Origin of the sequence: Halobacillus karajensis (assembly GCF_900108515.1) — a bacterium.
GTDB classification, from domain to species: domain Bacteria; phylum Bacillota; class Bacilli; order Bacillales; family Halobacillaceae; genus Halobacillus; species Halobacillus karajensis.
Genome location: NZ_FNWW01000010.1, coordinates 1 through 26,199 on the forward strand (window position 1 = coordinate 1; position 26,199 = coordinate 26,199).

Here is a 26,199-nt window from a genome sequence, read left to right on the forward strand (position 1 = left end):
CCCCTTGAGATGAGATTTCCCTTTGCTTTAAGCAAATAAGATCCCTCAGAGACGATGAGGTTGATAGGTCCGAGGTGGAAGCGTGGTGACACGTGGAGCTGACGGATACTAATGGATCGATGACTTATCTATCTGATCAATATCGTTCGTGAAAAGACCCTTCCTTTTTCATTCTTGAATGTTTCCTTATCCAGTTTTGAGGGTTTACCTCAAACTTTATATTGATGTGGTGGTGAAGGCGAAGAGGTCACACCTGTTCCCATGCCGAACACAGCAGTTAAGCTCTTCAGCGCCGATGGTAGTCGGGTTTACCCCCGTGAGAGTAGGACGCCGCCACATTGATTACTCTTTCCTTATTGTTGCTTTTGTAGATGTTACATTATTCCAACGTAGCTCAGTGGTAGAGCAATCGGCTGTTAACCGATCGGTCGTAGGTTCGAATCCTACCGTTGGAGCCACTTGCTTCCATAGCTCAGTGGTAGAGCACTTCCATGGTAAGGAAGGGGTCGCCGGTTCAAATCCGGCTGGAAGCTCTTAAAGATCTTAATTTGAAAACTTTTCGTAAATATAAATGATACATATTCAAAGCTTTCATTCTAAAAAAAAGAATGAAAGCTTTTTTGTCGTTTAAAATTGTAAATTTTCCTGACCGACGCCTTTTGAAGTGGGGTTATCCACAACCCTTAAGTCAATTTCTCTCCATGACAAAAATAGTTATGGGGAGTTTTGTCTTAACGTTGTCAGAGGCAGGTTAAGTTTTTTATGCTTTTAGTCCTATAATATGATCGGTTATGTTTTAAATAATAATCCCATATGTCGAATTGCAAACAATTATGTAAGTGAAGCTCTTTTTGAGAGGGGTCATTTCACCTACATCATTCTAAGTTTCATGTGTGTTCTACAAAAAGGGGTGAAATTGGGTTATTTAACCTTTATCTCCCCTTATCCCCCACAACTTTCCCAAGTTTATGAAGTAGCCTACCTTTTTCTTACCGAAAATATATCTTAAGCGTTTTTTTAGACCCTTACTTCCCAAGTTTTCCCTGCCTTTTTTCAATCTGGTAAACCAATAGTTTTAGGTATTAAGATTACCTTTCTTCTGTAAATTGTTAAAATTTATCAAAAAATTGTTTATTTAGTACAAAATGTTTACAGATAGAATAGTCTCAGAGTAGATACGTCCTTATTTTACCAATAAATATAGAGGAATTTGGAACTGTAGGATAGCATGTTTTGTAACACCTTGAGAATTCGGCATGGTAGAAAATTGTTGGAAGGGAGGTGCAGGAAGGAAAAGAAGTAGGAATATCTATTAAAAAGGGGTGAAGGTATTGCGAAAAAAGAAGAAGACAAGAGTGAAATCGGTTAGTTTATTGCTCATCTCTGTCATGATTCTTGCTATGTTTAATATGACTGCCAGTGCTTCAGAGCAAAAATCAAACAGTTTAGCAATGAATGACAGCAACCAGGTTAAAAGTAAAGTGAATGAGGATCTTGTTGATTCTTTTAAAGGGGAAGAACAAGTTACGTATTTGGTCAAAATGAAGGAACAAGCAGAGACGAAAAAAGCAGCAAATGAGGCTGTTTCAAAATTGAAAGATAGCAAAGCTTCTGCAAAAGAAGTGAAGCGAGTGAAGACATCTGCTGTTGTTAATGAGTTACGTGCCACAGCGAAAGAGACACAGCACTCGTTGGAAAAATACTTAAATAAGGCAAAAGAACAAGGAGATGTAAAGTCCTTTGATTCTTTTTATATTGTCAATGCGATTTCTGTCACGAGTAATGAAAAGGCGATGAACGAGATTGCTGCTTTTGAAGAAGTGGAAAAAGTACTCCCCAACCGCACGAGGGAAATCTTCCATCCACTTGATTTATCTAAGGAAAAGTCTAAGGCTGATCCCTTGGAAGTGGAATCCTGGGGGGTTGACCGGGTAGGCGCAGAACAAGTTTGGAATGAAACAGGGATAGATGGGTCAGGTATTGTGGTTGCTAATATTGATACCGGTGTCCAGTGGGATCACCCAGGTTTACTCGAAAAGTACCGAGGGTTTAATGCAGCTAACCCTGATGAAGTAGACCATGAATTTAATTGGTATGATGCAACAGCCAATGCATCTGAACCCTATGATGATCAAGGGCACGGAACCCACACAATGGGAACCATGGTTGGTTCAGAAGCCGATGGCTCTAATCAAGTAGGTGTGGCCCCGGGGGCAACTTGGATAGCAGTTAAAGCGTTTACTGCTGCGGGCGGTACGGATGTAGACTTATTAGATGCAGCAGAATGGTTATTAGCCCCTAAAGATGAAGAGGGAAATCCCCATCCAGAAAAAGCACCAGACGTCATTAACAACTCATGGGGCGGTGGGCCTGGCCTAGATGAATGGTATCGTGAAATGGTTCAAAACTGGAGAAATGCAGGTATTGCTCCAGTATTTTCAGCAGGTAATGATGGAGACGCAGGGGATGGCAGTATTGCTGCACCCGCAAATTATCCTGAATCCATTGCTGTTGGGGCTACTGATATCAATGATGGACTAGCCTATTTCTCTTCGGTTGGCCCTTCTCCTTATGAGGGAGAAATTAAACCAGACATTTCCGCTCCAGGCGTTAACATTAATTCTACTGTTCCAGGTAGTGATTATGATGACACCTATAGTGGGACCTCCATGGCTGGCCCTCACGTGGCTGGTATCATTGCTTTATTGCTAGAAGCAGATCAAACCTTGAATGTAGATCAAATAGAAGAGTTGCTCTTTGAAACGGCAGATTCTACTACAAGTGATGAATACCCAGAGGCTCCTAATGAGGGATTTGGGCACGGGATTAGTAACGCTTACACGGCCGTATCTGCTGTTGTCTCTGGGATTGGTGAGGTTACAGGGAATGTTTATCAAGAAGGGGAAGATACAGAAGCCCCGGTAATCGAACATGAAGCATTGGAACAGTCTTACAAGGGACTCGAATTACCAATCGTGGCTGATGTTTCTGATAATGTCAGTATTGACCATGTAGAAGTCAGATACAGTGTTGATGGTCAAGAATGGCAGTCGGTTGACGGGGAATTGATTGATGGCAACTTCGAGAGTGGAACATACCAGGCATCTATTCCTGGTGATGAATTAAACGGAGATTCCCTGGAGTATAAACTTTTTGCCATTGACTTTGGTGGCCATGAAGTTGAATCCGGTGTTTACAACGTCACTTTGGAAAGTGGCATCACAGTTGGTTATTCTCAAGACTTTGAAACAACCCCTGCTGGATGGGTTTCCTTTGGGGAAAATAACTCTTGGGAATGGGGAGAGCCTGTTTCCGGACCTGAAGGAGCTGCTTCAGGTGAAAAGGTTTATGCTACAAACCTTGATGGGAACTATGATTCTGATTCCGATATGACATTAAGACTTCCTCCTGTTGAAGTACCCGAAGGTGAATCCTATCTTCAATTTGAAACATGGTACCACTTAGAAAGAAATTACGATTATGGTCATGTAGTCGTTTCCACAGATAATGAAAACTGGGAGCAGCTCGCCGAGTTTAATAATGAATCCGGTGACTGGGTGGAGTCTCAAGTTGAATTATCTGATTACGCAGGTCAAACCATTTATGTTGGTTTCCATGTTGAAACGGATTTCAGTGTGGTGAAAGATGGGTGGTATATCGATGATGTCACGTTGACAGACCAATCCTCAGAGACTTCTGCAAAACTCCATAAGTCAAACAAGGCAAATAACGATAAGAAATTAGGAGTGGAAGATTCCTCGGAGCAAACGAAGTCCAATAATAAGAAGGAAAAAGTAAAGCCTAAGAGTCTTTTTCCTGGTCCGTTTGAAAACGTTCAAGGACCGTTAATGGAATCTGGAAAGGTAGATACTTCACCTATCAGCCCGAATGTATTACCGCTTGAAGCGACAGTAACAGTGCTTGAAACAGAGAAATCTGTAACAACAGATCCTTCTGACGGAAGTTACCGAATGTTAACTGCAGCAGGTGACTATACTCTGGAAGCCTCTGCTTACGGATATGAGTCAAGTACAGATGAAGTGGTTATTCCTGAAGATGGGCAAGTAAATGCCAACTTTACTCTTGAGCCTACTCCTTCTGGTGAAGTAACAGGTACTGTAACAAATGAAAAAACAGGAGAGCCTATTGAAGGTGCCACTGTTTATGTTGTAGAAGACGCTGCTGTTCCTCCTGCTGTAACAGATGAAGATGGTGTTTACTCGTTGACAGCTTATGAAGGAGACTACACGTTAGAGGTAAGGGCACCGAATTATAAGGGAGCAGAAGCCGCCGTGACTGTGGTAGGAAATGAAACGGCAACTGTAGATGTGGCGTTAGAACCATTTATTGGGTTCCCTGGAGAAATTGGTTATGACGACGGCACGGCAGAAAACGCCCGCGCCTTTTATGACGCTGGGAATGCTTGGGCAGTAAGAATGTCTCTTGAAGAAGGACAATCGCAAGCATTGGTGACAGGTGGTTTATTTAGATTTTGGGGAGAAGACTTCCCGGTTCCAGGGGGCACAGAGTTTGCTGTCGCTGTATATGACTCAAGTGGTCCAGATGGTGCTCCCGGCGAACAGCTGCTTGGCCCAATTGATGCAGAAGCACTTCGTAACGGAGAATGGACAGAAGTGGATCTATCCGATGAGGGAGTTGTCGTAAATGACGATTTCTACATGGTTTATATCCAAACGCACCCTAATCCGAACACCCCGGCTCTGGCTACTGATGAAAACGGAGATAATGCCGGTCGTAGTTGGCAGCAGGTCGGTGGAGTATGGAGTCCTTCCCCGAGTGCCGAAGGGAACTATATGATTCGTGCTACAGTGGACTATGAAGCAGAAACGCCTGTGATTGAATCACCAGTGGATGGAACATTTACAAACGAAGAAATAGTAACAGTCGAAGGAAGCGGTTCCCCTTCAACCTCTGTTGTCATTTACAATGGGGATGAAGAAGTGGCTACGACCGAAGTAACGGATGAAGGTAAATTTGCAACAGATATTGAGTTAAATGAAAAGGCAAATGAACTTACTGCCATCTCTGTTACTGATAATGGAAACACGGATCCGTCTACTCCTGTCATCGTGACATTAGATCAAGTGAGTCCTGAACTTTCCATTACTTCTCCTGAGGATGGGGACAAACTCAACAACGAAGTTACAACGGTAGAAGGAGTCGTAGATGAAGAATTCCTTGATCAAGTGACGGTTAATGGTCAGGATGCAACTGTTAATGAAGATGGAACATTTAGTAAGCGGCTGATTCTAGATGAAGGTGAAAATGTGATCGAAGTAGAAGCTTTAGACGAAGCTGGTAATAGTGCAACAGATGAAGTGGCGGTTGAAGCCGATTACACGGCTCCTGAGATTTCTCAGTTAACACCGGAAGAAGATCTATTTTTACAGTCTGGTGAGAGTGTGAAAATTGAATTTGATTCTGAGCATGGGTTGAATGCTTCTTTCTATATAAAGATGCCTTTAACTAACTTCTCCGTTCTCTCACAAGCTACTGAGCTTCCTATGATGGAAGTAGAAGATGGCCACTATGTAGGATATTGGACGGCAACTTCGAATTTGAAAGCTGAAGGTGCTGAAGTTGTAGTCAAGGTTGAAGATGACTTTGGTAACACAACGGAACAAGCAGCAGAAGGGAAACTGTTTATTAATCAGGAATAACTAAAGAAGACCGTCAAAGCAAATGTTTGGCGGTCTTTTTTACGTCGTATAGCAGTCAAATTATTTGAAAATATAGACTTTAAAAATTCCCTTTACATTTTGATGGTCTATTGTATATAATGATAATTGTCAGTTTGAGAGAAAACAAAAAACGACAAACGGCAACACTTGGGCCCGTTGGTCAAGTGGTTAAGACACCGCCCTTTCACGGCGGTAACACGGGTTCGAATCCCGTACGGGTCACCACTTACCGGAGGATTAGCTCAGCTGGGAGAGCACTTGCCTTACAAGCAAGGGGTCGCAGGTTCGAACCCTGCATCCTCCACCATTAATTCTATAGCATGCCGGCCTAGCTCAACTGGCAGAGCAACTGATTTGTAATCAGTAGGTTGGGGGTTCAAGTCCTCTGGCCGGCACCACTTCATAGTCAAAGTGGAGGGATAGCGAAGTTGGCCAAACGCGGCGGACTGTAAATCCGCTCCCATCGGGTTCGTAGGTTCGAGTCCTACTCCCTCCACCATTTATTTTCTTGACTATTAACGCTGACATCCACGATTTCAGCTATTTTTTATGAAAATAAACAAATGATTGTATAATGATCTTTAAATAGTATATACTATTTTTGATACTGTTGGGCCATAGCCAAGCGGTAAGGCAACGGTTTTTGGTACCGTCATGCGCTGGTTCGAATCCAGCTGGCCCAGCCATTTTTTAAAAGATGTTATACTAGTTCATTTCATGATACGAGCCATTAGCTCAGCTGGTAGAGCATCTGACTTTTAATCAGAGGGTCGAAGGTTCGAATCCTTCATGGCTCATCTTTTTATTTATATAAGCGGGAGTAGTTCAGTGGTAGAACACCACCTTGCCAAGGTGGGGGTCGCGGGTTCGAATCCCGTCTCCCGCTCCATACGGGGCCTTAGCTCAGCTGGGAGAGCGCCTGCTTTGCACGCAGGAGGTCAGCGGTTCGATCCCGCTAGGCTCCACTCCTTAAACCTGACATCAGCAGATGTCAGGTTTTTATTTATTTAGGGAATATTAAATTTCAATAATTGCAGGCAGGCCCTTCTTGAAACAGTTGTATCCAGAGGAAGCTCCTCAAGGCTATAGTTTCCCCTTTTTAGTCGTTTATCGAAGATTCCTCCCTTCCCTTGGTTTGGTGTTTGATGTCGCAGAGAAAAAACATCAGGCTTGTCTTCATTCAGGAGAAAGGGAGAGAGAAGTCTTTGTGCTTCGATGCACAAGCTTATTGATGAATTAGGAAGGATATGTGCAAAAGGCCCAAAACTTTGTAAAAATGCATGATTACATACGTTTTCATACTGTTTTCCGTATATATATGCACAAACATGTCCAGTTGAGTCATCTAAAGAAAAACGGATACAATTATAGTAGAGAAAAAAGGAGGAACTTTAATGAATAAACAGCTTTCAGTTATCGGTGTACCTATGGACCTTGGACAAATGCGCCGAGGGGTAGATATGGGACCGAGCGCAATTCGTTATGCGGGAATGGTTGAACGTCTAGAACAATTGAAATTTGATATTGAAGACCTTGGGGACATTGAAATTCCTCGCCCAGATCCAAGCGCAGCAGATATTAAACAGGACAACCTGCGTAATCTTAATGAAATTGCAGAAGGAAGCCGTCGTCTAGCAAAGGCGGTAGACGAAGTGATAGAGAATAAGCGTTTCCCGTTAGTGCTCGGTGGAGATCATAGTATTGCCATGGGTACACTTGCGGGTGTTTCAAAGCATTATGATAACCTGGGAGTCATTTGGTATGACGCTCACGGAGATTTAAATACTGCGGACAGTTCGCCATCTGGAAACATACATGGGATGCCGCTTGCGGTAAGCTTAGGAATTGGTCATGAAAAGCTAACAAGCATCCATGATTATGAGCCGAAAATTAAACCTGAAAATATTGTTATTATCGGTGCTCGTTCCTTAGATGAAGGAGAGAGGGTATTGATTGAAGAGAAAGGCATCAAAGTCTACACAATGCATGAGGTGGACCGTATGGGCATGACGCAGGTCGTGGATGAGACGGTTAGTTATTTGAAAGATCGTACAGATGGTGTCCATTTAAGTCTGGATCTTGATGGTTTGGACCCTAATGAAGCTCCGGGCGTAGGAACTCCGGTGATTGGTGGTTTGAGTTATCGTGAGAGTCACCTTGCTATGGAAATGCTCTATCAGTCTGGAATGATTACTTCTGCTGAATTCGTTGAAGTGAATCCGATTTTAGATGAAAAAAATAAAACCGCTAGTGTAGCAGTAGGTCTGATGGGGTCTCTATTTGGTGAAAGCTTGAAATAATGTACCTGTTAACAGTAACCCGCTTTCTTTAAGGCGGGTTGCTGTTTTTTATATATCAAAGCATCATATTCGTTTAACAAGCGATCTAATTTTACACTAACTTGCACAACTTCAGGCGAGCTAAGTTTATGGAGGCTGGCTAATCGAGCCATTTCCTTCCGACAGGCTTCGATTTCTCTCTTCAAAGCAGTCTCTTGCGTCATAATATTGTCCTCCTAAGAAATTTTTTACATTTACAGCTTTATAACCGATACTAAAAAAAGTTAAACTTATATTAGCAAAAAAGATGAAATTTATGAAACTTTTAGGCGAGGTCATCCGTAAAAGGTATCGACCGCACGTATAGCGGAGGTATAGAAGATGGAAACCATAATTAAACAAAAAATAAAAGAGGTCAAGAAGGGCGACCAATCGGCATTTGAAGACATTGTTTCTTTCTACCAGAACAAAGTCTTCCATATTTGCCTCCGTATGATTGGGAACTCGTATGAAGCAGAGGATCTAGCGCAGGAGGCATTTATCCGGGCTTATACAAATATCCATACGTTTGATGAAAAACGTAAATTTTCAACTTGGTTGTATAGAATTGCGACCAACTTATCCATCGACCGGATCCGTAAGAAAAAGCCTGACTATCATTTGGATGCTGAAGTGAAGGGGACGGAAGGGTTGGATATGTACTCGCAATTAGCCGCTGATCAAGCCTTGCCGGAAGAAGAAGTGGAAAGTCTTGAGCTTCAGACATACATTCACAGAGAGATTTTGGCCTTGCCGCCGAAGTACCGGAGTGTTATTGTACTTCGCTATTTAGACGAACTGGCTCTTCAAGAAATTGCGGAAGTGCTGGAAATTCCAGTAGGAACCGTCAAGACAAGGGTGCATCGAGGCAGAGAGGCTTTACGTAAGAGGCTTCGACATGTGTGAAGGAGTTGAGAGGGAATGAATTGCAATAGAGAAGCAATTGCACTCATGCATAGTTATTTAGATGGAGAATTATATAAAGAAGACGAAAGACGACTGAGAGACCATTTACAAAGCTGCCCATCTTGTCAGGAGCATTTCCAGGAATTGAAAAGAACGACGACATTGGTGAAAAACGCAACACCCGTGTCTGCACCACCAAGATTTACCGCAAATGTTATGGCGAACTTACCGAAGGAGAAGAAACGGAAGAACTATTTGCGCAAGCTCCAAAGGCACCCATTCCTGACAGCTGCGGCGGTATTTTTTATTTTAATGTTCAGTGGAATATTTACAGCCTGGAATCAGGATCAGCAAGTAACCGTTTCGAAACAGGAGAATCTTGAGATTAGAGACCATACGGTTATTGTTCCTGATGGGGTTACGGTGGAAGGCGATCTTGTTGTAAGAAATGGAGACTTGAGGATAGAGGGTCGAGTGGATGGTGATATTACCATTATTAATGGGGATATTGTCGAAAGTGATTCTAATAATGAATCCGAATCAGACAATCGACTCGATCGAAATAACCTAAGAGCTTATTCTGGCGAGCTGACAGAAGTGAACCAAGTGTATGAATGGGTATGGTACCATGCGAAAAAAACATTTAAAGAAATTTTTACTTTTGAGCAGGATTAGAACAAGCAAGGTGGCTATTTAAAGCTACCTTGTTTTCTTTATATCTAGGAACTTTATATTTTTGTGTTTTTTGTATATGCATAAGAGTGGGGAAAGGTACCCTTAGTTTTCTGACCAAAGGCCATTTGTCATTAAAAACGAGTATGGTTTTTCCTTTAACATCCAAAAGGATGAGAACAAACACGGAACTTCTCCCAGGACTGGATGTTCATATATATACAGTGGAGTTATGTGATATAATGGTAAATGTGAATTTTAAGCTTTATTAAAAGGAAGTGTAGGCATGCTTGATGGGGGACTGGATGTTTTAGATTACTTTTTGATTACTGTGGATATCGCCCTTGTCTGGTTTGTTGTATATAAATTAATCATGCTGATCCAGGGGACGAAAGCTGTTCAGCTTTTGAAGGGAATCTTCGTTATCCTGGGAATATGGTTATTGAGTAATTTATTTGGACTAACCACATTAAGGTGGCTGATGTCACAAGCAATTACATGGGGCTTTCTCGCTATTATCATCTTGTTTCAGCCGGAACTCAGAAGAGCTCTGGAGCAGCTGGGGCGAGGCAGCTTCTTCAGCAGGAATACGTCAGAGGAAGAAGGCGCGGAGAAAACGTTGCAAGCCATCATTAAATCATGTAACTATATGGCGAAACGTCGGATTGGTGCATTGATTACGATTGAACGCGATACAGGTATGGGAGACTATGTAGAAACAGGGATCCGCGTCGGCGGTCATTTGTCTAGTGAACTTCTGACGAATATATTCATACCCAATACACCACTCCACGATGGAGCGGTCATACTTAAAAATGATGAAATTGTTGCTGCCGCTTGTTACCTTCCTCTTTCGGAGAGCCCGTTTATTTCTAAAGAACTAGGAACAAGACACAGGGCAGCGATGGGAATAAGTGAGGTTACGGATGCATTAACCATTGTCGTATCTGAAGAGACAGGAGCGATTTCCTGTACGAAGAACGGCGAACTGCACAGGGACCTCGATCAAGTGAAACTTGAGGAGATGTTACGCACGGAATTGGATTACTCCGCCCCTGCGGTAAAAAGCTGGAACTGGAGGGGGAAGAAGAATGGATAATTGGTTCAGGAGTGTATGGTTTATAAGGATTATATCCCTGATGCTGGCTGGGTTGCTTTGGGTGACAGTGAATGTAGAAGATAATATGGACTCAGACTCCTTATTTTTTAACCAGTCATCCTCAGATGTGGAAGTCATTGAAAATATCCCGCTTGAAATTCGGTTTGATAGTGCGGAATATGTTGTGAGTGGAATTCCTCAGGAAGTATCCGTGTCCGTGGAAGGGCCGACATCCGCTGTCGCCCCTGTGGCAAGACAGAAGAACTTTACGGTTTATGTTGACCTTAACGGTCTTGGTCCGGGAACCCATGAAGTTTCACTCCAGCATTCCGGAATCTCTAATCAGCTGGCGGTTACCCTCGATCCAAAAAACATTGAAGTGACTATAGAAGAAAAAGTAACTCAGGACCATGAAGTGAACATTGATTATAGTAATCAGCGAAATTTAGATGCTAATTTGGAATTGGGGGAACCTGATGTCAGTCCACAAGAAGTGTCCATCACAGGCGCATCTTCAGTTATTGAACGAGTGGCTTCTGTGAAAGCGATCATCGATGTCGGAGAGGCTACGGAATCAATAGAAGCTCAGGAAGCTCCTGTAAAGGTTTATGATAATCAAGGAAATGAACTAAATGTACTGGTGGAGCCGACAGCTGTAAATGTGGATGTACCGATTACAAAGCGAATGAAAAGTGTACCTATCAATGTAGTGCCCCGTGGGGGAAATACAGAAGGAGTACTTATAGAATCCGTCAGCACAGAGACTGAAGAAGTGACCATATCGGGGCCGCAGGAAGTCCTTGATGAAATTGATGAATTACCGGAAGTGCCGGTGGATGTTTCTGAAATCACCGAGGATCAAACGGTAGAAGTAGATATCCCGCTTCCAGAAGGTGCTACTTCCGTGGACCCTGAAACAATCGATGTAGATGTCGAAGTTGGAAAGGGTGACGGAGAAGACCAAGCTTCGGAAGGTGACGGGAACAGTACAGAAGAATAGTAAAGAATGGACATCAACATAGAAATGGAAAGAACAGAAAGAGAGGTCGAATGATTATGGGTAAATATTTTGGAACTGACGGCGTCCGAGGGATCGCCAATAAGGAATTAACTCCAGAACTTGCATTTAAATTAGGTCGTTATGGCGGCTACGTCGTAACGAAAGGTGTCGAGCGGCCGAAGGTATTAATCGGTCGTGACACAAGAATTTCTGGTGAAATGCTCGAAGGAGCCCTGGCAGCTGGTTTGCTGTCCATCGGGGCAGAAGTGATGCGTCTGGGTGTTATCTCTACACCTGGAGTAGCCTTTTTGACCAAAGCTCTTCAGGCGGAAGCGGGAATTATGATTTCTGCTTCTCACAATCCAGTAGAAGATAATGGGATCAAATTCTTCGGCCCGGATGGTTTTAAGTTGTCGGATGAACAAGAGCAGGAAATCGAAGCCCTGATCGATGCTGAACAGGATGATCTGCCTCGTCCTTCAGGTTCAGACCTTGGCCAGATCAATGATTATTTCGAAGGGTGTCAAAAATATCTACAGCATTTGAAACAGACAGTTGATTATGATTTCGAAGGGCTTCGTATTGCTCTTGATTGTGCCCATGGAGCTACGTCATCACTGGCTTCCCATCTGTTTGCAGATCTGGAAGCAGATATCTCATCAATCGGGTCTTCCCCTGATGGTTTGAATATTAATGACGGCGTAGGTTCGACACATCCTGAACCTTTACAGGAACTTGTGAAGGAGAAAAAAGCAGATGTTGGACTAGCTTTTGATGGGGATGGCGACCGTTTGATTGCCGTTGATGAAAAAGGAAATATTGTAGACGGTGACAAGATCATGTACATATGTGCTAAACATATGAATGAGAGCGGGACGTTGAATCATTCAACGGTTGTATCAACAGTCATGAGTAACCTAGGGTTTTATAAGGCAGTCGAATCCAATGGTATGAAGAGTGATAAAACAGCTGTTGGTGACCGTTATGTTATGGAAGAGATGCGCCGTGGAGGATATAACCTTGGTGGAGAGCAATCTGGCCACATCATTTTCCTTGATCACAACACAACTGGAGATGGCATGCTGTCAGCACTGCAACTGGTTAATGTCATGAAAGAAACAGGTAAACCACTTTCTGAGCTTGCTGGTGAAATGAAGAAGTTCCCGCAAGTATTGAAAAACGTGCGTGTTATTGATAAGGATAAAGTTCAAACTCATCCCCGCATTCAGGAAGCTATTCAGGCTGTTGAAGAAGAAATGGGAGAGAGTGGGCGCGTACTTGTACGACCGTCCGGAACAGAACCTCTAGTCCGTATTATGGTCGAAGCACCAACAGAGGAACAATGTGAAGAGTATTGTAATAAAGTAGTCCAAGTGGTTGAGGAAGAGCTTGGTTTGAAAGAATAAAGTATGGTATGGAAGCGCAGGCTGCACATGGTGTCGGTCTGCGCATATCCTATTACAGAGCTCTTACATTTATGTAACGGTTACAATTTTTATTGACCGGCGATAGTGGGCTGTGTAAAATGGAAAATGTCCTTGGAAAATTTGTCGAAGTCAAGTTTTAGTAGGCATCTAACTGGGTAATAGACAAAAGGACTTTATTTTGAAATAGCTAAGGAGGATAGAGGTTATCCATTATTATAAAGCGCCAGGACTGTGTAGGCGGACGCAAGCTGCACAGTTGACGAGGTGGAGGTTCATCGAGTTTTCGGCGGATGCCTCCCGGTTGCTGCACTTCAACCGAATGTCCCAATGTAAAACAGAAAGGCGACTTTCTGAACAAAACATTAAGGACGAAGTGACTGTAAAGTTTTATTACGGGAGAGGGGCAGCGAACAGCCCCTGAAATTGGATGATTCGTTTGCCCTTCTTACCTAGAGGAGGACGACAATTATGTGTGGAATTGTAGGATATATTGGACAGGAAGATACAAAAGAAATTTTATTGAATGGTTTGGAAAAACTTGAATACCGTGGATATGATTCAGCGGGTATTGCTACACTTAATAATGATGGTGTTCAAGTAACGAAAGTTAAAGGCCGGATAGCTTCATTAAGAGAAGCCGTTGATGAAAATGTGAAAGCGACTCTTGGCATCGGGCACACGCGCTGGGCGACCCACGGGGTACCAAGCAAAGAGAATGCGCACCCTCACCAAAGTACATCAGGGCGTTTCACAATTGTTCACAATGGTGTTATTGAGAACTATGTGGACGTTCGTGATGAATACTTGAACGGGATTGAGTTCAAGAGTGAAACGGATACGGAGATCATCGTTCAATTAATAGAAGTGTTAAACACTGAATTAAATGACGTAGCTTCAGCTTTCCGTAAAGCCGTTGAACTACTGACGGGTTCTTATGCGATCGCTTTAATTGATCGTGAAAATGAAGATACGATTTACGTTGCCAAGAATAAGAGTCCATTGCTAGTTGGAATCGGCGATGACTTCAATGTGGTAGCAAGTGATTCTATGGCCGCCCTTCACGTAACTGATCAATTCCTAGAACTTATGGACAAAGAAACAGTCATTGTACGTCGTGACGGTGTAGAGATACAGAAGCTTGATGGTACGAGTGTAGAGCGAGAGCCGTTCACGGCAGAGCTTGACACCACAGATATTGAAAAAGGAACGTATCCTCACTTCATGTTGAAAGAAATTGACGAGCAGCCTTTTGTTATTCGTAAAATCATTCAAGAGTACCAAAATGAAAAGGATGAAATTAAACTCGACCCTGAAATCCGTGAAGCGATGAAAGCTTGTGATCGTATTTATATTATCGCTGCAGGAACAAGTTATCATGCCGGACTTTTAGGTAAACAGTTTATAGAGAAACTGGCGAATATCCCTGTGGAAGTTCATGTAGCTAGTGAATTCTCTTATAATATGCCACTTCTATCTGAGAAACCATTGTTTGTATATATCTCTCAGAGTGGTGAAACGGCAGACAGCCGTTCTGTCCTTGTTCAAACGAAAGAACTTGGTCACCCGGCACTGACCCTTACAAATGTGCCAGGATCTACCCTTTCCCGGGAAGCGGATTTTACAATGCACTTACATGCAGGCCCTGAAATTGCTGTAGCTTCAACAAAAGCCTATACAGCTCAAATGGCTGTACTTGCTATTCTTGCCGTAGATACAGCCCGTGCTAAAGGAATCAAGCTGGACTTTGACCCAATGCAGGAGCTTGGAATAGTGGCTAGCGCAATGGAAGCCTTGACTGACCAAAAGGAACAGTTGGAAGAGTTGGCGCGTAACTATCTTTCTACAACTCGCAACTGCTTCTTCATCGGCCGCGGAATCGATTATTATGTCGGATTAGAAGGTTCTTTGAAATTGAAAGAAATCTCCTACATTCAGGCTGAAGGATTTGCCGGCGGGGAATTGAAGCATGGTACTATCGCTCTTATTGAAGACGGTACGCCTGTAATTGCCCTTGCGACACAGGAAAACGTCAACTACTCTATCCGTGGAAACGTTCAAGAAGTTGAAGCGCGTGGAGCAAACAGTATGATCATTAGTATGAAAGGTCTAGATAAAGAAGGCGATGCATTTGTTATTCCGCATGTGCATGATTTAATGACACCTCTAGTGTCTGTCCTTCCGTTGCAGCTGATTTCTTACTATGCTGCGCTTCATCGTGATTGTGATGTTGATAAGCCACGGAACCTTGCGAAAAGTGTAACCGTGGAGTAAGTCGTAAAAGAATGAAACAGTCGTTGTTAAAAGACAGCGAAGTTGAAAACTGAACATCTTATAAAAAAGCAGACATCCAGGTAAGGATGTCTGCTTTTTTGTATAAGGATGTAGAAAACGATTGTTATGTAAGTGGTTACAGAGTGAAAGAAATTGTTTAAGGAGGTATGAGCATTCATTTTACGCATATCTCCTTAGCTGTTTTTCAGTTTTCTCTTATATTCATGACGCGATTTTGGGAATGGATTAAAATTCAGATTGATTGGCATATGTCCAACTCAAGGTTGGACCCTTATCCGGAATGAGTCGTGTTTGATTTTAGGGGATAAGGGAAAAGAGGGCGTGGAAATCTCTTCGTAACACGCAAAGTCCAATTTCTAAAAAAGTTTATGATTTTATCGTTGGCCTTTCTAATGTCCGTACTTCCTCTTCAATTGAGGAATACTGTTGTTCTAAAACTTTGATCGCATCATTAACAGCATTGTTGTAAAAGTGTGGGGCAAGAGAGCTTTGAAAAAAGTTTAGGACCTTTTCAGCAGCAAATGATGAAATCTCTTCATCTCTTTCGTTTAGGAAAAATTGCTGAATCTCTTCTATCATTATTCTACGTTGCTCTTTAGGAATATTAAATAACATTTCACTCACTCCTTTTAAATCTCCACAAGAGTATTATACACTTGGAAAGTTCTATAATGATAGACTTTAAACTTTGGTGATTTTATGTACAAATAATACTTGTTTATATTAATTCCCCACCCGGGGGTTTTTAAGGAATTTAGATTTCTTATGTAAAAAAGGAACGTCCAAATTGGACGTTCCTTAACCATTTGTTGTACCCAAGGCGTAATGAAAGTTTAATCCCAACAGAAATCGCCCTGTACAACTGTCATAGTCTCTGAAGCTTTTTTATTTCCCAAACATATAGGTTTTATGATGATACGAAATCGAAAAGGCGACTCCCAGGGCCATTAAGTTTCCGAGTAAAGCACTCCCCCCATAACTGATAAATGGAAGGGGTATACCTGTAATCGGAAGCAATTGAACAGACATTCCGATGTTTTGGAAGACGTGGAACGCGATCATAGTGATGATCCCGACCATTACATAGGTACTGTAATCACTGTTGGCTTTAAAAGCGATGGTTGTAAAACGATAAATCAATAAGAAGAAGAGGATAATGACGATACAAGAGCCCAGGAACCCATATTCTTCTGCAATGATACTAAAGATAAAGTCCGTTTGGGCTTCCGGCAAATAAACTTCACGTTCTCCAAATCCCTTTCCATAAAGCTGACCTGAACCGATGGCTCTCATTGCCTTTACAAGGTGGTAACCAGAAGAATCTTCATATTTAGTTGGCTGAAACCAAGAATAGATTCTTCCTAGTTGGTACTCTTTTACACCTAAATAACGATCCAAAAGCTCCGGGGCCTTGAGGGCTAACCAAATGATCCCTGTCCCAAGAGCGGAAATAACCGTGAAAATGGGTAAAATGATTTTCCATTGGATTCCTGAAATGAGGACGAAACCAGCCAAGATGGCGAGGAAGACGAGTCCTGTACCAAGGTCAGGCTGCTGCATGATGAGCAGAAAAGGCAGTCCTGTCGCAGCTCCTAATTTTAGAAGAAGGAGCATGTCCATTTTGAATGACGATATATGTTTATTATTGTGTTCGACTGATATTCTTCCCAGTACAAGAATGGTGAACACTTTCACTAGCTCGGCGGGCTGTAAGGATAAGCCAGGAAGAGCGAACCAACTTTTTTGTCCTTTAATAACAGGTGCTATGGATGGTGGAGCAAGGATAAGCGCGATTAATAAAATAATCCCGAATCCGTATAAGTACCAGCTGATTTTCTTGAAGTCTTCAGGATCGACAAGAAGCATAAAGCCTATCAGAATTCCGCCGACACCGTACCAGACTAACTGTTTGAGTACAAAGTTGTCATTATATTGAGTGCTTTGTTGAGCACTAAAAAGAGCGACTGAGCTGACGGCTATGAAACAACAAATAATAAAAAAGAGCTGCCAATCGAATCTTTCTTCAAATTTCATTTTTGGTTATACATCCTCTCATGTTAGCAAGGGCATCAAAAAAGCATGCTGATGACTATTATAAGCACATGTCATTCATTTGAAAAGTAACCTTTTGCTTATAGTTCAATTATAAGGTATTTATCTATGTAAATGGGGGTAAATCATAAGTACTGGAACATAATTGATCCATTTTTCAGCGAGAGGGTAATTTAAAATGATTTTTTACCATGCTGATATAGATGGAGTTTATAAAAAATCAAAAAACCACCACACAAATATGGTGATGGAAAGAATAGAAGTCTTCCTTAAAAACAGGTGAAGAACCGCTGGACTTTCATATATTTGTATAGAGACCTGGCGTGGCGCCCCTCAAGGGTATAGGGGTTTTGTAATTGTTCCAGTCTATTTATGAAAGCAAGGTCACATGCGCAATAATCTCTATGGTATCGGTAGCATTCGTCGTGAGCTTTACAAGCAGCATCGACAGCATTAACGGGGGTTCCTGGCCCGCTGCACCATGGCCCGCAGTATTTATAGCCTGGAAAAACACAAAATTTTGGTCTGCGGACAGGTTCTCTTCTTCTGTACATTTCCTTCTCCTCCCTCAAAAAGATTAACTGAGAATAGTATATGAAGAGGAAGGTACTTCGGTTGGGTTTTATCCTTCCATAAGTTTATTAAAAATTTCAATGGGATAAATACTAACCAACAACGAAAAGGAGGAGATACGATGGCACACGAAAAATATCAAGATTTAATTCAGAAGCTCCATGAGTGTATGGAAGCATGTAACCATTGTTATGATGCATGCCTGCAAGAAGAGGACGTGAAAATGATGACAGCGTGCATTCGTACAGATCGCGAATGTGCAGATATTTGCGGATATTTAGAACAAGCGATCTCCAGGAATTCTCCATTCGTTTCTGAGTTGGCAGGTGTATGTGCAACAATATGCCAAGCTTGTGGCGATGAATGTAAGAAACATGATCACCAGCATTGTCAGGATTGTGCGCAAGCTTGCTATGAGTGTGCGGAAGCTTGTAAGAAAATAGCATAGCTCAGGAGATAGAACGCCCCATATTTAATGGGGGGTTCTTTTTAATAGATTCGGAAATTGTAAACTTTAAAGAGGGGAAAGCATTGATCGAAGGATGGTGAATCCAGGTTTGAATTATAAAGAAATCTTTATGTGTATGAAGGTAGCTTGGGCAAGACGTTTAAGTTTTGCTCATAAAAAGCTCTTGAAAATATAAGTATATGCTTATATGATAATGGAGGGTGAGGTGATTCTTATGGAAAAAACAATTATTGGGTTAGAGCAAGCCGCTCAAACGTTGAAACTCTTGGGTGACAAGACGCGATTAACCATCCTTGGGTTGGTGAAGAATGGTGAATGTTGTGTATGTGAGTTTGTAGAAGTGTTGCAAATGAGCCAGCCCTCTGTGAGTCAGCATTTGAGAAAGCTACGTGATGCTGGTCTTGTGAAAGAGCAAAGAAGAGGGCAGTGGATTTTTTATTCGTTGAACACGGCCCATGAAACCTATCCGATTATTCGGCAGGTTCTGGACCAAATTCCAGGCCAACAAGAGAAACTAAAGGCATTGGCAGAAGCGGGTCTGCGAATCCAATGCGATTGATAGGGGGATTGTTTTGACTTTAGCACTAATAGCTACGTTTATATTTATACTTACACTCGTATTGGTGATATGGCAGCCCAAAAATTTAGGGATCGGCTGGTCTGCCTGCGGGGGTGCTATTCTTGCACTCATCTTTGGGGTGGTTGATTTTCAAGATGTTCTCGCGGTTACCGATATAGTTTGGAACGCGACATTAGCGTTTGTTGCGATCATTATTATTTCTTTGATCCTTGATGAGATAGGATTTTTTGAATGGGCCGCTCTTCATATGGCACGTGTCGCCAAAGGGTACGGGAAGCGGATGTTCGTTTATGTCACCATTTTAGGTGCGGTTGTTGCCGCTCTGTTTGCCAATGATGGGGCCGCTCTGATTTTGACACCGATTGTTCTTGCAATGGTTCGTAATTTGAACTTTAAGCAGGCGATGATCTTACCGTTTATTATGGCTAGCGGATTTATTGCTGATACCACATCACTACCGCTGATTGTTAGTAACCTTGTTAACATCGTTTCGGCTGACTTTTTCAATATTGGATTCGTAGAATATGCTTCACGAATGATTGTGCCAAACTTGTTTTCCTTGATTGCAAGTATTTGTGTTTTACTCTTATTTTTCCGTAAGAGCATCCCGGAGGATTATGATTTATCTCAACTAAAAAGGCCGAAGGAAGCAATCCAGGATCACAAGATGTTCAGAATGTCCTGGGCGGTACTTGCTATTCTGTTAGTGGGATATTTCGTAAGTGAACCTTTGGAAATTCCTGTGTCCATTATTGCAGGAATTATTGCTGTCTTCTTCCTATTGATGGCGAGAAGGAGTACTGCTGTTAAAACAGGGGATGTTGTCAAAGGTGCCCCGTGGGCGATTGTCTTTTTCTCCGTCGGAATGTATGTCGTTGTCTATGGGTTGAGGAATGTGGGGCTTACCGACATTCTTTCCAATGTGATCCAGTACACGGCTGACCAAGGATTGTTTACGGCAACGGTTTCGATGGGCTTTATTGCTGCTATCCTCTCATCCATTATGAATAACATGCCGACTGTAATGATTGACGCTTTGGCCATAGCTGGTACAGATACCTCTGGAACGATGAAGGAAGCCCTTATTTATGCCAACGTAATTGGATCTGATCTTGGACCGAAGATCACACCGATTGGTTCATTAGCCACTTTGCTCTGGCTTCATGTCTTATCAATGAAAGGCTTCCGGATTTCTTGGGGCTATTACTTTAAAGTAGGGATCATCCTGACGGTTCCGACTTTGTTTATTACTTTGGTCGGGCTCTATCTATGGTTATTAATCATTTAAATTAAAAACAGAAGGGGAAATCCAACATGTCTAACAAACCAGTAATTTACTTTCTATGCACAGGAAACTCATGCCGCAGCCAAATGGCAGAAGGATTCGGGAAGAAATATTTAAGCGACAAGTATGATGTTAAATCAGCCGGTATCGAAGCTCACGGCTTGAACCCGAATGCAGTAAAAGCTATGAAGGAAGTGGATGTCGATATTTCAGATCAAACGTCAGATATCATCCATTCAGACATCTTGAACAATGCAGAGTACGCCATCACTTTATGTGGGGATGCGAACGATAAATGCCCCATGACACCTCCGCACGTCACCCGTTTCCACTGGGGTTTTGATGACCCGGCAAAAGCTGAGGGAACAGAAGAAGAAAAATGGGCTTTCTTCCAACGTGTTCGTGATGAGATTGAAGCACGTATTCAGAAATTCGCTGAAACAGGAGAGTAAGGGGAAAAGTCGGGACTTGGTCTCGGCTTTTTCTGTAAAAAAATTCTTTAAGGGCAGTGGAAGATAGGGGTAAAAAGGATTCCGGCAATGGGATCATGGGAAATCTCCACCGCACGTATGGCTGCTATTTTGTTAGCTGACAATGGAGAAAGGGTATGGTTACTAGTGGAAATAAGGTTGGATGAGAAGGTAGATCTTGTGCAACTCACGACAACAGATCCTGCCGAACACTTAAATAAACGTTTTACAAATGGCCAACGAAGGACATGATAGTCTCAGAACATGGACCCTAAAAAGGACAAAAGTTTAGAAGAAGATGATTCTTGCCTTAACGAGTCATGAGTCAAGGGATAATGAACTAAACTATTTAAAGAAGATCTTGATTCTTATGTATGAAGGGGATCAATGTGGACAGGGCATTTGCGGATATTATGGATGTAGTTGTTTATCAGGGAAGGGCTGCCTTGTTTGAGAAGCAGAGATTTCAATAGGAGGTTTGATCATGGCTTATAAATCAATTATTTTAGGCACAGGACCAGCTGGATTAACGGCCGCTGTTTATTTAGCAAGGGCGGACATGGAACCGCTTGTCATTGAGGGGCCAGAGCCGGGCGGGCAGCTGACGCTCACCACAGAAGTTGAGAATTTCCCAGGTTTTCCTGATGGCATCATGGGGCCTGAATTGATGGATAACATGAAAAAGCAGGCCGAACGTTTTGGAGCTAGCTTCAAACGTGGCTGGGTCACGGACGTTGAAGTGGAGAATCGCCCATTTAAGCTCCAAGTGGATGGTGTAGGGGAATTGGAAACAGAAACCTTAATCATTTCCACGGGAGCGTCCGCTAAACTTTTGGGGATTCCGGGTGAAAAAGAAAATATCGGAAAAGGTGTGAGCACCTGTGCCACATGTGATGGATTCTTTTTCCGAAACAAGAAAGTGGTCATGATCGGCGGGGGGGATTCTGCTATGGAAGAAGCAACATTCCTGACAAAATTCGCGAAAGAAGTGCAGATCATCCACCGTCGGCACGAGCTGCGCGCCTCCAAAATTATGCAGACTCGGGCCAAGGATAATGATAAAGTGACATGGGCGTTGAACAAGACCCCTGTGGAAATGGTCTCTGATGGCATGAAGATTAATGGAATTAAGGTTCGGGACAACGATACGGACAAGGAAGAAATCATTGAAACAGATGGTATCTTTGTTGCGATCGGTCACAACCCGAACACAGATTTTGTCAAAGGGAAACTGGTTATGGACGATAAAGGCTATATCCTTGTGGACCCTGGAACGACCAATACAAATATTCCTGGTATTTTTGCATGCGGGGACGTTCAGGATCAAAAGTACCGTCAAGCTATTACAGCAGCAGGGACCGGGTGTATGGCTGCGATGGACACGGAACGTTTTCTTGAAGGGGAAGCGACAATTGACTGGAGCGGAAACCTTTCATAATAGAAGCGAACTTCCTTAAGAGCATTGGTTTACATTGGTAAACGATGCTCTTTTTTTATTTGATTTCTCCTCCTAAAAAATACCGTACCAGGTCATACAAATTTTGGTAATAAGAGTATCTTTAACGAAGTAGAACTTTTTTGAACATTCATTCTATTTTTGTTGAATATATTGTTCTATAAATATAGAATATATCTAGGAGGTGGTGGAAGGAATGGATTTATTTTCATCTGGTTTGAGGAAACGGGAAACGTATGAGGTTGAGGTGAAACACTCGCTATTATGGGAAGCGGCACTGGGTATTGCTGCAATTACCAATAAAAAACTACTGGATACGCTCGATCTCCCGAAGAAAAAGAGAGAGAAAATCAAGCAATCGTTATCGAAGGAGATGATCGGCCATTTAGAAACGGTTCAAAAGTGCAACACGTGGAAAACGATTTTGCAGATCCTCCATGAGCGAGATTTTGAAACGGTAGCAGCATTTAATGGATTTGTAGACTCGTTGGATGCTGATTTCCTTCGATATACAGCCATTCCTTATCTCGGCGAATCTTATGAACAAGATCGTAAGCTTGTAGGGAAAGGGGATAAGGATGCTGTTGAGCGACTCCAGAAAGTAACGAAGGATAATTCTTTTTTTCCAAATTACATCGCCTTTATAAGCCGGGTAGATGTGGGAGAATTAAAAAAGCATCTTCAAGAGGTGATGACTGGCTGGTTTGAGGCTGTGATTTCACCAAATCAATCAACAACCGAAGGTATTTTAGAACGTGATACTGGTTCGAAGAGAAAGATGCTCGAAAAATTAGACCCCGAATCTTTCGTTGAATGGGCAACACAGGGGGTGCACTACCTGCCAGAGCCAAGTGTTTATAAAGTGATCATGATTCCGCAGTTCATCTATCGTCCATGGAATATTGAAGCGGAAATAGAAGGGGCGAAGGTTTTTTATTACCCTGTAGCAAACGAAAGTATCTACCCTGACGAGTCAAATGTGCCAGACCAAATGCTTGTACAGAAGTTCAAAGCTCTTGGTGACGAGAATCGATTACGAATGTTGAAAGTACTGATGAAAGGCAGCCGAACCCTTCAGGAAATGACAGAAGAAATGGAAATGGGGAAAACGACCATCTACCATCATTTAAAACTGTTAAAGTCTGCCCGTCTTCTCGTTTCTCATGGTTCACGTTATCAGGTTAATCCGAAAGCCTGGGGAGCATTGCGGGAGGAATTGGATTTATTTTTAGGAGATGAGAGGTGAATAGAGCTGCCGTATTTCAAAAGGAAGGCAAACCGGAATTCAAGCACAATCACGAGGCGTTTCGTTTTATAGGAGGGAATTTGATCTCTTTTTTTGGGGATCAAATTTACTTAATTGCCCTGCCTCTCATTGTCTTGTCCTTAACTGGATCTCCTTTAAGTATGGGAATTGTTGCTGCTATGGAACGAATCCCCGTGCTTTTGCAGCCATTTGCAGGAGTTATGGCTGACCAATTGAACCGAAAACGGATTCTCATGATGTGTGACTTTTTGCGGTTTATTTTAATCGGTTCCGTAGGTGTTGCTTATATTTTTGAGGCTTTATCCATTGGTGTAGTTTATGTCGCCGCTTTCTTTGTCGGGATACTTGGTCAACTCTATCAAACTTCTCAATTCGCTTCGATTCCGAAACTTGTACGCAAGCAGGATCTCGACCTCGTCAATTCCCTGAATACGGGAATGTTTCAAACAGCCGTCTTTCTAGCTCCCGGGCTTGGTGGATGGATTGCAGCATTTTACAATCCGGGTGTCGGACTGATTTTGAATAGTTTTAGCTTCTTCATAGGGTTCCTGGTCGTTTGGAGTCTAAGGTTAGAAGATGATCGAGGGAAACAGCTAAGGAATTCTTTTGGGCAAGAAATAAAAGCAGGATTTTATTTTGTGTTTCAAAAAAAGCCGCTTTTTTATACGAATCTAGCCATGCTTATCTCTGTTTTTGGAACGACATTGTTTCTGTCTATGTTCATCGTGCATCTAAAGGGAGCGGTTGGTTTTTCACCCGTTACTATAGGGTGGGTACTTTCAGTCGGTGGATTAGGGGCAGTAGGCGGTGCACTAGCTGCACCAATCATAAGAAAGCGAATGGCATATCGCATGATCTTGTTCAATGGTGGATTCATCGGTGGTGTTTCCATCTTTCTGTTGAATTTCTACGAATCTTTTATAATCCTTGCTCTTTTGAATGCTGTCGGTACCATTTGTGCTTCCATCAGTAGCCCATGTATTGTAACGTTAAGACAAAAGCTGACTCCAGACCACTTACTTGGTAGAGTACAGGCAACCAGTCGTTTTATGACATGGGCACTAATGCCGCTGGCAGCTTTACTCGCAGGGGTGATAGGTGAGTATGTAAGTACAGGAATGGTAATGGCCACCGGGGGACTGATATCATCAATGGCTGCTTTCATTTATCTGCACCCTTCGTTAAAAGAGGAAATAGTGAGATGAATGACTTACAAGACCTTCCATTTAACCTGGATAAACGGGCAAAGATCCTGTTGGAGAGGATGAGAAGATGAAGAAGATGTCTGCCTTTGATGCAGCCTATGAAATCATTGGGGAAAGGTTCCCTTCGTGTGATGCTGCCCTTTTAGCCGGGAGTATCGTGAGAGGGGAAGGAACAGTGACTTCGGATCTAGATCTTATCATTTTTGATTCTTGACATCATTGATTCTTATCGTGAGTCCTTTCATGCCTTGGACTGGCCGGTAGAAGCTTTCATCCACAACTGGACATCCTATCGTACATTTTTTCTACTTGATCGGGAGCGTGGTCAGCCATCGATGCCAAGAATGATTTCTGAAGGTCGGATAGTGAAAAAGGACGCACGTTTAGATGATGTAAAAAAGGAAGCAGAAGAACTTTTGCAAAAAGGTCCGGAGCCCTGGTCCGATACTACGATTATTCAAAAGCGGTATTTTCTAACGGATGCCCTTGACGACTTTATAGGGTGTAGCGATCGTGGTGAAGGGCTATTTATTGCGGCATCATTAGCAGAGCAGGCAAGTGAGTTTTATTTAAGAATCAATAGGCAGTGGACCGGTTCTTCGAAGTGGATGGTACGTTCATTGAAAAACTTTAATCCAGATTTTGCGGCATCACTGATCCAAGGATTGAACCGATTTTATGAGAAGGGCGAAAAAGCTGATCTAGTGCATGTCATTGAGCAATTGCTTCATTGTTATGGGGGGCGTCTTTTTGATGGTTTTTCAATTAGGAAGTCGTGAGGAGGGTCGGATTGAACAGAATTATGGTACTTGGTGTATCTTCTGGTGTGGGCAAATCAACCTTTGCTAAGAGGCTAGGTGAAAAACTTTCCATCGAGGTGTATCACCTGGATCGTTTTTATTGGGAGCCGGGGTGGAAGGAAGCGGATTCTGCTGATTTTGAAGCAAGGCAGAAAAACGTCATAGATCAAGATCAGTGGGTTATAGAAGGGAATTATTCCTCCACCTATGAGCTGCGGGCAGCAAAGGCGGACACGATCATTTATTTGGAACTCCCTTTAGCTGTTTGTCTCTTCAGGGTAGTAAAACGATGGTGGTTCTATAAAGGGAAAACACGAACAGATATGGGAGAAGGGTGTGCTGAGAAGCTCGACACCGGGTTTTTGAAGTTCATCCTCACCACCTATGGAAGGCGCAAAAAGAAGATGCAAGAGAGATTGAAAGCTTTTCAGGACATCGGGCGTGAGAAACGTGTGATTCAGTTAAGGTCAAAAAGCGATATACAAATGTTTTTGGACACTTATAAATGATTGTAAGTATAGGGAAAAGGCGCCACGAAATATCATTCGGGCGCCTTTTTTAAATCATTCGTATGGGCCCCCACACTCATAAAGTCTATCCTTTATGAAGAGTGTACTGGGTTGAAG

At 42.5% G+C, this 26,199-nt stretch carries 21 protein-coding genes, 10 tRNA genes, 2 rRNA genes and 1 pseudogene; 30 read left to right on the forward strand and 4 right to left on the reverse strand.

Features of this window, described 5'->3' with window-relative positions:
- The 14 genes from BLW54_RS16770 to rocF form a co-directional block, all read left to right on the forward strand.
- Positions 1 to 132 (forward strand): 23S ribosomal RNA (locus tag BLW54_RS16770); the annotation flags it as partial.
- A gap of 93 nt (positions 133 to 225) precedes the next feature.
- Positions 226 to 339 (forward strand): 5S ribosomal RNA (gene rrf / locus BLW54_RS16775).
- A gap of 44 nt (positions 340 to 383) precedes the next feature.
- Positions 384 to 458: transfer RNA gene (locus BLW54_RS16780), tRNA-Asn, on the forward strand.
- Between the two features lie 3 nt (positions 459 to 461).
- Positions 462 to 533 (forward strand) — tRNA-Thr (locus BLW54_RS16785).
- A 798-nt stretch (positions 534 to 1,331) separates the two neighbouring features.
- Positions 1,332 to 5,681, forward strand: a complete 4,350-nt coding sequence (locus BLW54_RS16790) for a S8 family serine peptidase (protein ID WP_074736000.1) — start codon at positions 1,332 to 1,334, stop codon at positions 5,679 to 5,681.
- A 171-nt stretch (positions 5,682 to 5,852) separates the two neighbouring features.
- Positions 5,853 to 5,927 (forward strand) — tRNA-Glu (locus tag BLW54_RS16795).
- Positions 5,928 to 5,933: 6 nt separating this feature from the next.
- Positions 5,934 to 6,009: transfer RNA gene (locus BLW54_RS16800), tRNA-Val, on the forward strand.
- Positions 6,010 to 6,024: 15 nt separating this feature from the next.
- Positions 6,025 to 6,100, forward strand: a tRNA-Thr gene (locus BLW54_RS16805).
- A gap of 15 nt (positions 6,101 to 6,115) precedes the next feature.
- A tRNA-Tyr gene (locus BLW54_RS16810) sits at positions 6,116 to 6,201 on the forward strand.
- A 112-nt stretch (positions 6,202 to 6,313) separates the two neighbouring features.
- Positions 6,314 to 6,388 (forward strand) — tRNA-Gln (locus BLW54_RS16815).
- Between the two features lie 38 nt (positions 6,389 to 6,426).
- Positions 6,427 to 6,499: transfer RNA gene (locus tag BLW54_RS16820), tRNA-Lys, on the forward strand.
- Between the two features lie 17 nt (positions 6,500 to 6,516).
- Positions 6,517 to 6,591, forward strand: a tRNA-Gly gene (locus BLW54_RS16825).
- A 3-nt stretch (positions 6,592 to 6,594) separates the two neighbouring features.
- A tRNA-Ala gene (locus BLW54_RS16830) sits at positions 6,595 to 6,667 on the forward strand.
- A 429-nt stretch (positions 6,668 to 7,096) separates the two neighbouring features.
- Positions 7,097 to 8,002 carry an arginase gene (gene rocF / locus BLW54_RS16835; protein WP_074736002.1) on the forward strand — a complete coding sequence of 302 codons (906 nt, stop codon included), beginning with the start codon at positions 7,097 to 7,099 and terminating at the stop codon, positions 8,000 to 8,002.
- A gap of 8 nt (positions 8,003 to 8,010) precedes the next feature.
- On the opposite strand, the gene BLW54_RS16840 is transcribed toward rocF, so the two are convergent.
- Positions 8,011 to 8,205 carry an aspartyl-phosphate phosphatase Spo0E family protein gene (locus BLW54_RS16840; protein ID WP_074736005.1) on the reverse strand — a complete coding sequence of 65 codons (195 nt, stop codon included), beginning with the start codon at positions 8,203 to 8,205 and terminating at the stop codon, positions 8,011 to 8,013.
- A gap of 157 nt (positions 8,206 to 8,362) precedes the next feature.
- Between BLW54_RS16840 and sigW the strand changes: the two genes are divergently transcribed.
- From sigW to glmS, 6 genes are all read left to right on the forward strand, one after another.
- The gene (sigW, locus tag BLW54_RS16845; protein WP_035510943.1) at positions 8,363 to 8,926 is read left to right on the forward strand and encodes an RNA polymerase sigma factor SigW; all 564 of its coding nucleotides are present in this window, start codon (positions 8,363 to 8,365) and stop codon (positions 8,924 to 8,926) included.
- Positions 8,927 to 8,941: 15 nt separating this feature from the next.
- Positions 8,942 to 9,601 carry a zf-HC2 domain-containing protein gene (locus BLW54_RS16850; protein WP_074736008.1) on the forward strand — a complete coding sequence of 220 codons (660 nt, stop codon included), beginning with the start codon at positions 8,942 to 8,944 and terminating at the stop codon, positions 9,599 to 9,601.
- 283 nt (positions 9,602 to 9,884) lie between these two features.
- Complete coding sequence (gene cdaA, locus BLW54_RS16860; protein ID WP_051744317.1) at positions 9,885 to 10,697, forward strand: diadenylate cyclase CdaA; 813 nt, start codon at positions 9,885 to 9,887, stop codon at positions 10,695 to 10,697.
- Positions 10,690 to 11,697 (forward strand): CdaR family protein, encoded by a 1,008-nt coding sequence (locus tag BLW54_RS16865; protein WP_074736013.1) that lies wholly within the window; start codon positions 10,690 to 10,692, stop codon positions 11,695 to 11,697. Before cdaA ends, BLW54_RS16865 begins: the two co-directional genes overlap by 8 nt.
- 56 nt (positions 11,698 to 11,753) lie before the next feature.
- Positions 11,754 to 13,103, forward strand: coding sequence for a phosphoglucosamine mutase (gene glmM / locus BLW54_RS16870; protein ID WP_035511100.1), 1,350 nt, complete (start codon positions 11,754 to 11,756; stop codon positions 13,101 to 13,103).
- 489 nt (positions 13,104 to 13,592) lie between these two features.
- Complete coding sequence (gene glmS / locus BLW54_RS16875) at positions 13,593 to 15,395, forward strand: glutamine--fructose-6-phosphate transaminase (isomerizing) (protein WP_074736016.1); 1,803 nt, start codon at positions 13,593 to 13,595, stop codon at positions 15,393 to 15,395.
- 387 nt (positions 15,396 to 15,782) lie between these two features.
- On the opposite strand, the gene BLW54_RS16880 is transcribed toward glmS, so the two are convergent.
- From BLW54_RS16880 to BLW54_RS16890, 3 genes are all read right to left on the reverse strand, one after another.
- Complete coding sequence (locus BLW54_RS16880; RefSeq protein WP_074736019.1) at positions 15,783 to 16,031, reverse strand: DUF2164 domain-containing protein; 249 nt, start codon at positions 16,029 to 16,031, stop codon at positions 15,783 to 15,785.
- A 270-nt stretch (positions 16,032 to 16,301) separates the two neighbouring features.
- Positions 16,302 to 17,450, reverse strand: a complete 1,149-nt coding sequence (locus BLW54_RS16885) for an FtsW/RodA/SpoVE family cell cycle protein (protein ID WP_035510952.1) — start codon at positions 17,448 to 17,450, stop codon at positions 16,302 to 16,304.
- A 287-nt stretch (positions 17,451 to 17,737) separates the two neighbouring features.
- Positions 17,738 to 18,022 carry a phospholipase gene (locus BLW54_RS16890; RefSeq protein ID WP_074736022.1) on the reverse strand — a complete coding sequence of 95 codons (285 nt, stop codon included), beginning with the start codon at positions 18,020 to 18,022 and terminating at the stop codon, positions 17,738 to 17,740.
- 140 nt (positions 18,023 to 18,162) lie between these two features.
- Here BLW54_RS16890 and BLW54_RS16895 point away from each other — a divergent pair, with 140 nt between their 5' ends.
- The 10 genes and pseudogenes from BLW54_RS16895 (at position 18,163) to BLW54_RS16940 (ending at position 26,082) form a co-directional block, all read left to right on the forward strand.
- Complete coding sequence (locus BLW54_RS16895) at positions 18,163 to 18,489, forward strand: four-helix bundle copper-binding protein (RefSeq protein ID WP_035519012.1); 327 nt, start codon at positions 18,163 to 18,165, stop codon at positions 18,487 to 18,489.
- A gap of 235 nt (positions 18,490 to 18,724) precedes the next feature.
- On the forward strand, positions 18,725 to 19,069 hold the full coding sequence (locus BLW54_RS16900; RefSeq protein WP_074736066.1) for an ArsR/SmtB family transcription factor: 345 nt from the start codon (positions 18,725 to 18,727) through the stop codon (positions 19,067 to 19,069).
- A 13-nt stretch (positions 19,070 to 19,082) separates the two neighbouring features.
- On the forward strand, positions 19,083 to 20,378 hold the full coding sequence (locus BLW54_RS16905) for an arsenic transporter (protein ID WP_074736025.1): 1,296 nt from the start codon (positions 19,083 to 19,085) through the stop codon (positions 20,376 to 20,378).
- A gap of 26 nt (positions 20,379 to 20,404) precedes the next feature.
- The gene (gene arsC / locus BLW54_RS16910; protein WP_035510960.1) at positions 20,405 to 20,827 is read left to right on the forward strand and encodes an arsenate reductase (thioredoxin); all 423 of its coding nucleotides are present in this window, start codon (positions 20,405 to 20,407) and stop codon (positions 20,825 to 20,827) included.
- A gap of 87 nt (positions 20,828 to 20,914) precedes the next feature.
- Positions 20,915 to 21,097: a hypothetical protein gene (locus tag BLW54_RS16915; RefSeq protein WP_035510962.1), complete on the forward strand. Its 183-nt coding sequence runs from the start codon at positions 20,915 to 20,917 to the stop codon at positions 21,095 to 21,097.
- 232 nt (positions 21,098 to 21,329) lie between these two features.
- Positions 21,330 to 22,283, forward strand: a complete 954-nt coding sequence (gene trxB, locus BLW54_RS16920; RefSeq protein ID WP_074736028.1) for a thioredoxin-disulfide reductase — start codon at positions 21,330 to 21,332, stop codon at positions 22,281 to 22,283.
- 214 nt (positions 22,284 to 22,497) lie between these two features.
- Positions 22,498 to 23,547 (forward strand): ArsR/SmtB family transcription factor, encoded by a 1,050-nt coding sequence (locus tag BLW54_RS16925; RefSeq protein ID WP_035510966.1) that lies wholly within the window; start codon positions 22,498 to 22,500, stop codon positions 23,545 to 23,547.
- Positions 23,544 to 24,773, forward strand: a complete 1,230-nt coding sequence (locus BLW54_RS16930; protein WP_035510969.1) for an MFS transporter — start codon at positions 23,544 to 23,546, stop codon at positions 24,771 to 24,773. Before BLW54_RS16925 ends, BLW54_RS16930 begins: the two co-directional genes overlap by 4 nt.
- Positions 24,774 to 24,849: 76 nt before the next feature.
- Positions 24,850 to 25,552, forward strand: a pseudogene (locus tag BLW54_RS16935) (nucleotidyltransferase domain-containing protein).
- An 11-nt stretch (positions 25,553 to 25,563) separates the two neighbouring features.
- Positions 25,564 to 26,082: a P-loop NTPase family protein gene (locus BLW54_RS16940; RefSeq protein ID WP_074736031.1), complete on the forward strand. Its 519-nt coding sequence runs from the start codon at positions 25,564 to 25,566 to the stop codon at positions 26,080 to 26,082.
- Positions 26,083 to 26,199 lie beyond the last annotated feature (117 nt).